The sequence below is a fragment of the Streptomyces sp. NPDC026062 genome (assembly GCF_055568375.1).
Genome location: NZ_JBVHOQ010000033.1, coordinates 89,588 through 101,043, shown reverse-complemented (window position 1 = coordinate 101,043; position 11,456 = coordinate 89,588). Strand labels below are relative to the sequence as shown.

The following is an 11,456-nucleotide window of genomic DNA, read 5'->3' as shown; positions in this document are numbered from 1 at the left end:
GTCGGAGCTGGCGGCCGGGGGCGCGGGGCCCCCCCCCGCCCCCCCCCCGCGGGGCCACCCGCCCCCGCGGGCGCCCCGCAACCCCCCCTTCAGGTGGCCCCGCCCCCCGGCCCGCCGTTCGTGCCGCCCGCCGTCCTCAGCCGCTGCGCGCCTCCTCAGACCGCAGCGGTGTCCGGGGCGGAGACCTCCTGGCCGGTCAGCAGCGCGGCAGCCAGACTCGGCTCGACGTTCCCACCGCTGAGCAGCACGCCGACGTCTGTGCCGAGGCGGGACGCGTGCTCCAGGGCGGCGGCGAGCGCCGCGGCCGCCGCGGGCTCGATGACCAGCCGGGCGTGCAGGAATGCGGCGCGCATCGCTTCGGCGATGGCTTCCTCCGACACCGTCTCGACCGCGGCCACCGCCCCTCGGGCAATGGTGAAGGGCAAGGCACCGATGCGGTCGGGGCGAAGTCCGTCGGCGATGGTGTACCCGGCGGTCACGGTCACCGGACGGTCCGCGCGCAGCGCCGTGGTGAGTGCCGGCACGGCCTGCGGTTCGGCCCCGACCACGGCGACCTCGCGCCCCTCGGCCGTGAGACAGGCACCGGCGATCGCACTGCCGCCGCCGACCGGGACGACCACCGCGTCCAGGCGCGCGCCCTGCTCCGCGGCCTGATCGAGGAGTTCGGCCGTGGCGGTCCCCTGGCCGGCGACGACGTGAGGGTTCTGGTAGGGGTCGATGACGTCGTAGCCCAGTGTCCCGCGCAGGTCGGACACGGCGGCCACCCGGTCGGCGAGCAGGGTGCCCGCCGTCACCACCTCGGCACCGGCCTCCCGGATCCGGTGGATCTTGGCCGGTGGGGCGTCGGTGGGCAGGACCACGACGGCCGGGAGACCGTACGTCCGGGCGGCGAGCGCGACCGCGATCGCGTGGTTGCCGGTACTCTGCGCGATCACCCCGCGGCTGCCGGACATGGCAAGGTGCTCCACCGCCAGGAGCGCCCCACGGACCTTGAACGAACCCCCGCGCTGAAGATTCTCCGCCTTCAGCCACAGCCGTGCGCCGCACCGGGTGTCCAACGGCTCGCAACGCAGCACGGGGGTCCGCCATACCCGGTCGGCCAGGCGTCGTCCGGCCCGCTCGACGGCCGCACGGTCCAGGCGCGCGCCCTCCTCGGCGCCGTCCGGCCCGCTCGTCCCGCTGTGTCCGTATGTGTGCTCTCGCGCATGACCGATGCCCATGAACTCCCCATGATTGCTAGAAATTCGGTGCCGCGGCGATGCCGGAAGAGCCGGACTGCATTGCCGGCACGAGTGGGCTGCAAAAAAGAACCGATGCGGCTCTGTGGAAACAGCGACGCGGCTTTTCGCAAAACCCTGTCGAGGGCAGATCTGGGCGTCATGCTCGCATACTTGCTTTTGGCTGGGAAGAAGTGCTGATTTATCGCGGTGAGTACGCGGATGCCGACCACCGGAACGGTGGTCGGCATCCGTGGTCGCAGGTTTTCCCCGGGGGATGTAGGAAATCCTGCCCGTCATTCGCTGCGCAGCGCCTCCGCGGTGGCCATACGGGTCGTCGTACGCGCCGGGAAGTAAGCGCCCAGAACCGTGATCACCACGCCGACGAGGCTGAGGAGCAACAGAACCGGCGCCTGCCACACGTCCAGCATGCGTGCCGGCAGTTCCACCTTCGCCGCCTCACTGGCGATCGGCATGATCAGGCGGTGGGCGAGCACGCCCAGGACCAGCCCGAGCACTCCGCCGATCACCCCGAGCGCCGTCATCGACGTCACCGTCATGCCGACCACCTGACGAGGTGTCATGCCCAGGGACTGAAGGGTGGCCAGGTCACGGCGGCGCTCACGGGTGTTGAGCACGACCGTGTTGAACACACCGAGGCCCGCCACCGTCGCCAGCATCAGTGCGAGGACCACCGACAGACCGATGACGGCCCTGGTGAAGCCGGAGGAGCTGTCCGTCGGGCGGGTGTAGAGGCCCGGGTCCGTCGACCGCACCGCATCGACGTACTCGGCGACGCTCGTGCCGGGGGACACCTGCACCAGGTACTGGAAGCGGGAGTTGAGCTGCGTGGCGTCCAGGTCGAGGGCGGACAGCGCCCGCCAGTCCGCGTAGAGCAGATCGCCGTTGCTCATCAGTGAGGCGACGATCGTGGCACGGACAGGCTTGCCGCCCACCTCCATGGTCAGCCGGTCACCGACGTGCAGCCCCCGCTCGCGAAGGAAGGCCGTCGACGCGGCGACCTGTCCCGGAGCCTCGATCTGATGCCCCGTGACGATCTGGTCCTTGAAGTCCAGCGCGGAGGTGTCCCCGCGCCAGAACTCGGCGACGGCCTTCTTGGACCCCGTGATGGAGACCGGGACGTGCGCGCGGACCGTCACGCTCTTGGCGCCCTGAAGGGACCGCAGCGCCTTCTCCGTCTGCGCGTCGTCCAACTTGGGGGCCTTCTCGCCGAACTGCGGCTGGCCCGGCTGGACGACGAGCTGGGCCGAGGAGGCCGGGCTCTTGGCCTGCCCGAACTCGGTGACCGTACTGGCCAGACCGGTCGCGAAGGCCGTGGTGGTCGCCCCGAGGAGTACCGCGACCAGCGTCATCACCGTCCGGGCCGGACGGGTGAAGGGCTGCCCCAGGCCGAGGCTCACCGATCGAGGCAGGGGACTGCTGCTCAGACGGCGCTGGATCCCGAGTCCGCGGCCCCGGCGCGGAGCACTGCCCGCGCTGATCGCCTCGGCTGCGGACAGCCGGTGGGCCCGCATCGCCGGGACGGCCGCGGCCAGGACGGCGAGAAGCGGCATGCCGACCAGGGCGGCGACCGGCACCCACCAGCTGATCGCGACGCCGCTGAGGTCCATGCCGGTGCCCTGGAAGGCGTTGGTGAGCAGCGGATCGGTCGCGAGGACACCGCCGACGGTGCCCAGCACGCAGCCGATCAGCGCGGGGAAGGAGACCATGAGCAGATAGATCCCGACCACCTGACGTGGCGTGAATCCCAGCGACTTGAGCACTCCGATGTGCCGGAAGCCGGAGACGACGGCACCGCTGATGACGTTGGAGACGATCACGACGGCGACGATGAGGCCGAGGATGCCGAAGACCATCAGGAACGGGACGTAGACACCGGGACCCGAGGCCACGTCCTCCTTGATCGTGAGATACGACTGCGTGGCGACCAGCGAGCCCTTCGGCAGTCCCTCCGTGGCCTTCTCCACGCTCCGCTCGACGTCGGCCTTCGTGGCCGCCGACGAGAACCGGTACAGCATCTGCTGGGCCGTCGGGTGCAGCGCCGTCATCTGCTCGGGCGTGACCCAGGCGTCGGCGGTGCGGCTCAGGGTGTGGGCATAGCCGACGATGGTGAGCTTCGTGCCGTCCGGGGTCACCACCTTGGCGTCCGCCGGGAACGGCGGTGCGCTGCCGTTCGCGGGCGGGGTCTGGTTCACCACGATCTCGCCGGGCTGTTCAGCCCAGCGGCCGCTCCACACGTTCACCTTGTCCACGGGGCCGCCCGCGTCCGCCCGGCCCACCACCGTGAGCGGGCCGGACAGGAAGGCGGCACTGCCCGGAGCGATGCTCACCGAGGTCTGGCCGAAGGGGCCGGCGGAGGCCTCGACACCTGGCCGCTCGGCGGTCGCGGCGAGCCGCTGCGCCGAGACCTCGGCGGGATCGAACGCGGCGACGGCGTGGGCCCCCTGCTGCTTCCCGAAAGCCCGGTCGAAAGGGCGGCTGGCGGAGTCGAGGAGTCCCGTCGCGATGACCATCGTCGCGGTGGACAGCAGAACGACCAGGCCGATGACGAGCGTCTGGAGCCGACGACGCCGGACGGCGGCCCGTGCGGCATGCCATACGGCGCTCATGCGGCCCGCTCCAGGATCTTCTCGCGGGCGATCCGGCCGTCCTCGAACTCGATCAGACGGGTCGCGCAACGTTCGGCGAGGCGCGGGTCGTGCGTGACGATGAGCAGCGTCTGACCGATCCGGTTGAGGTCGAGCAGCAGGTTCATCACCTGCTCACCGCTGCTGCTGTCCAGAGCGCCGGTCGGTTCGTCCGCCAGCAGCAGGGACGGCTTGTTCATCAGCGCCCGGGCCACCGCGACGCGCTGTCGCTGGCCGCCGCTGAGCGTCGCCGGATAGTTCTTCCGCTGGTCCGCGACACCGAGTTCGCCGAGGAGGTCGAGCGCACGCTTGCGGGACTGTCGGGCCGAGGTGCCGGAGAGCTGCCCGGCGAGCGCCACGTTGTCCAGCGCCGTCAGGTCGTCGAGCAGGTTGAAGAACTGGAAGACCATGCCGATCCGCCGACGCCGGTACAGAGCCAGACCTGTCTCGTTGAGGCTGCCCAGTTCTTCGCCGTGGACGTTGACCGACCCCGCGGTGGGGCGGTCGAGACCCGCGATCATGTTCAGCAGGGTGGACTTTCCGCAGCCCGACGGTCCCATGACCGCGACCGCCTCGCCCTCCCGGATTTCCATCGAGACGCCGTCGAGAGCGACGGACTGCCCGTACTCCTTGCGCACACCGTCGAGCCGTACGGCGACCTGGTCAGAGCCTCTCTCAGTGGTCATGAGGCGACCGTAGGCGGTGCGCCGGCGGGCGGACGTCGGTCCCGAGAAGTAATTCGGCCCAGCCGTCATCCTTGCGATGTACGTCCGGCAGACAGGAACGGCCCCGCCCGGGGTCTGTCCCTCGGGCGGGGCCGTTCGGCGACGGTGGCCGGAGCTCAGCGCATCTCGGCGGGGACGTCGGCGTCGTCCGGGGCCTGCTGCGCGAACTGGGTGCGGTACAGGTCGGCGTAGAGCCCCTCGGCGGCGAGCAGCTCCTCGTGGGTGCCGCTCTCCCGTATCCGTCCGGACTCGAGGACGATGATCTGGTCCGCTTCGCGGATGGTGGACAGCCGGTGCGCGATCACCAGCGAGGTCCGGCCGGCCAGGGCGGTCCGCAGAGCGCGCTGGATCGCCGCCTCGGACTCCGAGTCGAGGTGGGCGGTCGCTTCGTCGAGGACCACCACGGGCGGGGCCTTCAGCAGCAGCCGGGCCAGGGATATCCGCTGCTTCTCGCCGCCGGAGAGGCGGTGGCCGCGGTCACCGACCACTGTGTCGAGGCCGTTGGGCAAGCTGCTGACGGTGTCCCAGACACGCGCGGCCACGCAGGCGTCGATCAGTTCCTGCTCGCCGGCGTCGGGCCGCGCGTAGGTCAGATTGGCCCGCAGCGTGTCGTGGAAGAGATGGGCGTCCTGGGGCACCACACCGACCGTGTCGCGCAGCGACTGCAGGGTCAGCTCGCCGATGTCGTGCCCGCCGATCCGGATGGTGCCCGAGGTCGGGTCGTAAAGGCGCGGCACGAGGTTGATGAGTGTGGTCTTGCCGGCGCCGGACGGCCCGACGAGCGCGGTCATCCGGCCCGCGGGCGCACGGAACGTCAGCTCGTGCAACGCCGGCTCCTCGCTGCCTCGTTCCGGCACGCGCGTGCCCACCGACTCCAGGGAGGCGAGCGAGACCTCCTCGGCAGTGGGGTACCGGAAGGTGACCCGGTCGAACACGATGTCCGGCGCCTTGTGGCCGGGGCCCGACACGGCCAGCGTGCGGGAGTCGGGGCGTTGCGAAACCGACGGTTCGAGATCCAGGATCTCGAACACCCGGTCGAAGCTGACCAGGGCGTTCATCGCGGTGACCTGCAGGCTGGACAGCTGGTTGACCGGTCCGTAGAGCCGCATCAGCAGGGTGACCATGGCGACGAGCGTGCCGATCGGCAGGACTCCGTCGATGGTGAGGGCGCCGCCCAGTCCGTACACCAGGGCCGTGGTGAGCGAAGTGAGGACCGTGACGATGATGAAGAGCAGCCGGCCGTACACCACACCGCCGACGGCGACGTCGCGCACCCGGCCCGCGAGTGCCGCGAAACGGCTGTTCTCGTCGTCCACGCGGCCGTAGAGCTTGGCGAGCATGGCACCGGAGACGTTGAAGCGCTCGCTCATCATCGAGCTCATCTCGGCGTCGAGTTGCATCGTCTCCCGGGTGAGCCGCTGCAGCCTGCCGGCGATCATCCGCGCCGGCAGCAGGAACAGCGGAATCATCACCAGCGCGGCAACCGTGATCTGCCACGACAGGTAGAACATCGCGCCGAGGACGAGGACCAGTGTCAGGACGGTCGTGACCGCGTTGGTCAGGAGCGTCGTCACCGCCTGCCGTGCCCCGATGACGTCGGCGTTGAGGCGGCTGACCAGTGCGCCGGTCTGCGCCCGTGTGAAGAACGCCAGCGACTGCTGCTGCACGTGTGCGAACACCTTGGTCCGCAGGTCGTAGACGAGCCCCTCACCGATCCGGCCAGAACACCAGGTCTGCACGTACAGGGCCACGGCGTCCACCAGGGTCAGCCCCGCGATGGTCAGGCACAGCCCGACCACGACTCCGAGCCGGCGGGGCATGATGCCGTCATCGATGACCATCTTGAGGATCAGCGGGCCGGCGGCAGCGACGACGGCGGTGGCGACCGTCGTCAGGAGGAGCAGGACCAGCGCCCCGCGGTAGCGTTTGGCGTACGGGAGGATCCGCCGGACGGTGCCGGCCCGGACCCTCTGCCGCGTGATCGAGTCGTCGTCGAACCGCAGACCCGCCGGTCTGACCTTGGTCACGGAAACCTGCCTCACTGTCGTGTCCCGTCGTTCGACGGAGACGTCGCCCGACGGGTCGGTACATGTCGACGGATCAGTACTTGCCGAGGAATTCGACGATGGCCGCGTTGACCGCCTCCGGACGCTCGAGGTAGCCGAGGTGCCCGCACCCCGGGATGTCCACCAGATCGCAGCCGGGGATCGCGTCGGCCACCTCGCCGGCCAGGTGCGGCGGGCAGATGAGGTCGTCGGAGAAGGAGATGACACGGCACGGCACCGTGACTCCGCGCAGGGCCTGCCGGCGGTCGCCGAGCGACTCGGAGACCGAGTCCTGGCCGGAGGCCCGTCCGTTGTCCCCGGACAGCTCGAAGATCTCCAGCCAGGTGGTGACGGCGGCCTCGTCGTTGAGGGTCGTCGGCGACATCATCTCCAGGACCGTCCGGAGCGCCGTGTACGACGGGGGCAGTGTCAGGCCGCTCTCACGCAGCGCGCGATCAGCCGCGGACTGCGCGCGGCGCAGCGCGTCCGCCCTCGCCCTGGTGGACATCAGAACCGCGGATCGCACCAGTTCGCCGTGGCTGAGCGCCAGTTCCTGTGCGATCATCGCCCCCATCGAGGTGCCGACCACGTGGCACGGGCCGAGGCTCAGGGCCTCCATCAGGCCGACCGTGTCGGCGACCAGCTCGTCGAGCGTGTACACGCCGGGTGGGGCGTCGGATTCCCCGATACCCCGGTTGTCGAACGTGATCGTCTCGTAGCCGGCCGCGTTCAACGCCGGTGTCTGGTGCATGGTCCAGACGCGGCCCGCGGCTCCCGAGCCCATGATGAGGAGGACGGGTTCCCCCTGGCCCTGGCGCTCGTAGGCCAGGCGGATCCCATTGGTGTTCACGAAAGGCATGGCTTCCCCGACTCGTTTCACTGCCGTTGACGGAAGTGCGCGGAGCGCAGACCGACGGGCAGAGGTGGACCTGTCCGTGACGGGGTGTGCGGCCCGCTGCTGCGCCCCGGGCGGTTCGACGCGGTACGCGCGGAACGTGGAATTACAACGTGATCAGTACCATCCGGTCGATCGTCTGGTCGATACCCCGACGTTCAACTGATGACTCCGCGCACTTGAACGAACCGCGCCCGGCGCGCGGAGGCCCTCGGGCTGAGGACGGGGCAGGGGGAGGGCGGCAATCCCGCCATTCCGGTGCGAACTTCCACGCAGAGCCGTGGATGCTGGAATGATGGCGCATCGAACATTTCCAGGGGGTGGCCTGCCGACAGGGCGTGGCGCTGCAGCAGATCCTGCGAGCCCGGCCGACGGCCTCGCCCGCTCTCGGTATGCAGCAACCTTTGTACCCGGACGGGGTGCGGCGGAACAGCGCGCGACCCTCCCGGCCACCGTTGCCGTTTCCCCCTCCCACCTGGTTCAACGCCTCGCCAGAAAGGTCGCGGATGAACTCTGACTCTCCGTCCAGCGGGCGCGCCCGGTTCACGAGGGAAGGCCCCCGCCGCTCGGGTGTCTGCGCAACCTCCGTGACCCGGCTGCTGCTCTGGGCGGCTCGATGGCTGCCGGGGGCACAGGCCCGACTGCCCGTGCTGCGCTCGGCGGTGGCACCCGGCGCGGTGTGCGTGAACTTCGCCGCTGCCGGTGCCATGTACAGCGTGGTCATGTCCATCCTCGCGGGGCCGACAGGGTGGGTGCATCACGTCGAGCCACTGGCACGCCCGCCTCGGTGGCCGACCGTGGTGGCCGCCCTGCTGAGGCACAGGAACGTATCGGTGCACCACGCCGTGGGCGAGATCGCTCACCGGTGCGCCGCGGACTCCAGCTGCCGGACGTCTGCGCAGGCCGCCTGTCGGCTGTCCGTCGTACCGGACACACCACCGCCCGCCGGTGCGGAGCAGCATTCCGCCTCCGCACCGATGCAGACGCTGGACGGCATGGCCCTGTGGCTGGGTCTGGAACGGGTCGACTTCCTCATGGTCAAGCTCGATGCCGGGAACACCGGGAAGGCCGGGAGCCGGGTGCTCGCCGGAGCCTTCAAACTGCTGTTGCGCGACCGCCCCGTCCTGCTGGTGCGGATCTGCGGCTGGCCAGGTCTCGACCGCGGTTCCCTCGTGCACGGCCTGACCAACACCCTGGGTTACCGCATGTACCGCTGGAGCGCGGGGGACTGGCGGCACACCGTCGCGGTCACGGAAGACTGCTGCACTTACCTCTTCCGCGCGGAGCCGACCCGGTTCCTGCGGGAGTAGCGCCGGCTCACGCCGGTCACGTCGACCGCCACGGGAGCCGGGCCTGGTTCACGAAGCCGCCTCCGAACCGGTGGCGTGCCTCAAGGGAACCCCCGTACGCGGCCAGCCTTTCCCGCAGTCCTATCAGGCCCCTGCCGTTGCCGGAGCTCGCCTGTTCCGTGCGGGTGCCACCGGTATCGGTGACCTCGATTTCCAGCCATTCCTCGTCATGGCGCAGTACGACCGAGGCGCTTGCTCCGGCCGCGTGCTTGAGCGAGTTGGTCAGGGCCTCCTGAACCACCCGGTACGCGGCGAGCTCGATGCCGGGTGGCAACGGTTCGGGCGGCAACGACATCTTGAGGTCCACCGGCATTCCGGTCGCCCGTACCCCGTCGACCAGGGTCTCGAGCTGATCGAGGCCCGGTTGTGGTTGCAACCCTTCGACGGAGCCGAGGGGGGCGGCGAAAAGGCTCATGACAGCGCGGAGTTCGGCCATCGCGGCCCGCCCGCTGGCCTCCACCGCGTGCAGCGCCTTCCGGGCCTCCTCCGGGGCCACGTCGAGGACCCGGTGCGCCGCGCCCGCCTGGATCACCATCACACTCACGTTGTGCGACACGACGTCGTGGAGTTCGGCGGTGATGCGGGCGCGCTCCTCCGCCACGGCCTTGCGGGCAGCCTCCTGCTTCTCCGTCTGGAGGGCGGCCACATGCCGTTGGCTGGCCCTGAACTGGTCCTGCCAGTGCCGCACGGTGGCGGCGACGACTGCGGCGAGCAGCATGATCACGAAGGCGGCGGACCAGCCCGGCAGCTCCGGCACGGCACCGTGGAAGGCAAAGCCGCTCAGCGCCGCGGCGATCACCAGGCTCGCCGACGCGAGCACACGTCGACGGCTGTGACCGATCGCGCTGTAGGCGGCCAGGGCGCAGACCGCGAGGGTGATCCAGGTGGCCTGGCTGCCCAGCAGAAGACAGAGGCCCACCGCGGCCCAGAAGGCGGGCAGCGGGTACCGGCGCCGGAGGGCCAGCGGCAGCGGATTGACCGCGATGAGCCAGTAGTGCGGACGCCCGCCCCTCGGTACGTGCGTCGGCGCGTCCTGCGGGTTCACGCCGGGCATGTAGTCGACAGGCTGGAACTTCCAGCTGGCGATGATCCCGACGACGGCCAGTGCGACCGCGAGCAGGGTGTCCACCAGCAGTGCCCGTGCGTCGGGACGCCCCTCGGCGCGAAGCACCTTGCGCACGGACAGGATCCACCGGGTCTTCGCGTCGTTCGCTCCCTCTTCCATCCGAACATTGTGACGGCAGACGGAAGCTGATACACCGCTCTGTTCAACTGGCGCCGAGGGCAGGGTTGAACGGGCGATCCGCATGTTGTTGCGATATGAAATCAGCCGAATCGAATGAGCTGCTCAAGGCCACTGTTGTGTCTGCTATTCGGGCCTGTGTACGGTCGATCTTCGTCGAACTTCCGGGAACACCCTGTCTCATGTCGTCAGGAATAAGGAATTGAAGGGGCGTGAGAATGCGCGCAACGGAGTTCACGACACCGGCCCGGGAAGAGCCGGACGACCGCTTCGCGGCAGTCGTCGCCGGACTGGGAACCTGCCTTCCCCGTACGGAAATCCGCAATGCCTGGTTCGCGGAGCGGCTGGACACCAGCGACGACTGGATCCGTGCGCGCACCGGAATCGCCACCCGGCGGCGCGTGACACCGGATGTCTCCATGACGGACCTCGCCTGCGCGGCGGCCGACGCCGCCCTGCGCTCGGCGGGCCGTACGACGGTGGACGCGCTGGTGCTCGCCACCACGACCCCGGACCGGCCCTGCCCGGCCGCCGCCCCCGAGGTCGCCGATCGCATCGGCCAGGGCGGAATACCGGCCTTCGACGTGTCGGCGGTGTGCAGCGGGTTCGTCTACGCGTTGGCGACCGCGACCGGACTGCTCAGTGCCGGCCTGGCGGACAGCGTTCTGGTGACCGCCGCCGAGACGTACTCGCGCATCGTCGACCCCGCTGACCGGTCGACCGCGGTGCTGTTCGGCGACGGCGCCGGCGCGGTGGTGCTGCGCCGCGGCACCGCGCGGGAGACAGGGGCCCTGCTCGCGTTCGATCTGGGCAGCGACGGCGCGGCCAGGGACGCGATCCGCGTGCCTGGCGAGCGTGAACAGCCCGAGGGCGAACGCTGGTTCACGATGATGGGCCGCAAAGTGTACCTACGGGCCGTCGAACACATGACTGCTTCCGCGCTGAGTGTCGTGAAGGACTGCGCCTGGGCCCCGGACGACATCGGGGCCTTCGTGGCCCACCAGGCCAACGCGCGCATCATCGACGCGGTCGCGGACCGGCTCGGGGTGCCGTCGGAGGCCGTGGTGTGCGAGATCGCCAGGGTCGGCAACACCGCGGCCGCGTCCATCCCGCTGGCACTGGCCGATGCCGTCGACGGCGGGCGTCTCGAGCCCGGCTCCCGCACCGTGCTCACCGCCTTCGGCGGTGGACTGACCTGGGGATCGGCCGCGCTGACCTGGCCACATCTGACCCCCGTGCGTTCCGAAATAGGACAGAAGGAAACCTGCAGATGATCTCCCCCCACGTGCCCCCATTGCTCGATCTTCCCGACCGGACCCACGAGGTCCCCGTCC

General features: G+C 70.2%; 8 protein-coding genes. 2 read left to right on the top strand and 6 right to left on the bottom strand.

The window, feature by feature from the left end:
- Positions 1-155: 155 nt before the first annotated feature.
- The 5 genes from ACZ4LX_RS27235 to ACZ4LX_RS27215 all read right to left on the bottom strand — a co-directional run bounded on the left by ACZ4LX_RS27235 (position 156) and on the right by ACZ4LX_RS27215 (position 7,494).
- Positions 156-1,220, bottom strand: coding sequence for a threonine ammonia-lyase (locus ACZ4LX_RS27235; protein WP_467649724.1), 1,065 nt, complete (start codon positions 1,218-1,220; stop codon positions 156-158).
- Between the two features lie 293 nt (positions 1,221-1,513).
- Positions 1,514-3,847: an ABC transporter permease gene (locus ACZ4LX_RS27230; RefSeq protein WP_467649723.1), complete on the bottom strand. Its 2,334-nt coding sequence runs from the start codon at positions 3,845-3,847 to the stop codon at positions 1,514-1,516.
- A complete protein-coding gene (locus ACZ4LX_RS27225; RefSeq protein WP_467649722.1) occupies positions 3,844-4,551 on the bottom strand; it encodes an ABC transporter ATP-binding protein in 708 nt (235 codons plus the stop codon). Before ACZ4LX_RS27225 ends, ACZ4LX_RS27230 begins: the two co-directional genes overlap by 4 nt.
- A 155-nt stretch (positions 4,552-4,706) precedes the next feature.
- A complete protein-coding gene (locus tag ACZ4LX_RS27220) occupies positions 4,707-6,617 on the bottom strand; it encodes an ABC transporter ATP-binding protein (RefSeq protein ID WP_467649721.1) in 1,911 nt (636 codons plus the stop codon).
- A gap of 73 nt (positions 6,618-6,690) precedes the next feature.
- Positions 6,691-7,494: an alpha/beta fold hydrolase gene (locus ACZ4LX_RS27215; RefSeq protein WP_467649720.1), complete on the bottom strand. Its 804-nt coding sequence runs from the start codon at positions 7,492-7,494 to the stop codon at positions 6,691-6,693.
- 542 nt (positions 7,495-8,036) lie between these two features.
- Here ACZ4LX_RS27215 and ACZ4LX_RS27210 point away from each other — a divergent pair.
- The gene (locus ACZ4LX_RS27210) at positions 8,037-8,840 is read left to right on the top strand and encodes a class I SAM-dependent methyltransferase (RefSeq protein WP_467649719.1); all 804 of its coding nucleotides are present in this window, start codon (positions 8,037-8,039) and stop codon (positions 8,838-8,840) included.
- Between the two features lie 16 nt (positions 8,841-8,856).
- Here ACZ4LX_RS27210 and ACZ4LX_RS27205 read toward each other — a convergent pair whose 3' ends face one another.
- Positions 8,857-10,104: a sensor histidine kinase gene (locus ACZ4LX_RS27205; RefSeq protein ID WP_467649718.1), complete on the bottom strand. Its 1,248-nt coding sequence runs from the start codon at positions 10,102-10,104 to the stop codon at positions 8,857-8,859.
- A 236-nt stretch (positions 10,105-10,340) separates the two neighbouring features.
- Here ACZ4LX_RS27205 and ACZ4LX_RS27200 point away from each other — a divergent pair, with 236 nt between their 5' ends.
- Complete coding sequence (locus ACZ4LX_RS27200) at positions 10,341-11,396, top strand: beta-ketoacyl-ACP synthase III (protein WP_467649717.1); 1,056 nt, start codon at positions 10,341-10,343, stop codon at positions 11,394-11,396.
- Positions 11,397-11,456: the final 60 nt, after the last annotated feature.

Coding starts and splice junctions, on each gene's coding strand:
- ACZ4LX_RS27230 (WP_467649723.1), bottom strand. CDS start 3,847: ATGAGCGCCGTATGGCATGCCGCACGGGCCGCCGTCCGGCGTCGTCGG.
- ACZ4LX_RS27200 (WP_467649717.1), top strand. CDS start 10,341: ATGCGCGCAACGGAGTTCACGACACCGGCCCGGGAAGAGCCGGACGAC.
- ACZ4LX_RS27210 (WP_467649719.1), top strand. CDS start 8,037: ATGAACTCTGACTCTCCGTCCAGCGGGCGCGCCCGGTTCACGAGGGAA.
- ACZ4LX_RS27235 (WP_467649724.1), bottom strand. CDS start 1,220: ATGGGCATCGGTCATGCGCGAGAGCACACATACGGACACAGCGGGACG.
- ACZ4LX_RS27205 (WP_467649718.1), bottom strand. CDS start 10,104: ATGGAAGAGGGAGCGAACGACGCGAAGACCCGGTGGATCCTGTCCGTG.
- ACZ4LX_RS27225 (WP_467649722.1), bottom strand. CDS start 4,551: ATGACCACTGAGAGAGGCTCTGACCAGGTCGCCGTACGGCTCGACGGT.
- ACZ4LX_RS27215 (WP_467649720.1), bottom strand. CDS start 7,494: ATGCCTTTCGTGAACACCAATGGGATCCGCCTGGCCTACGAGCGCCAG.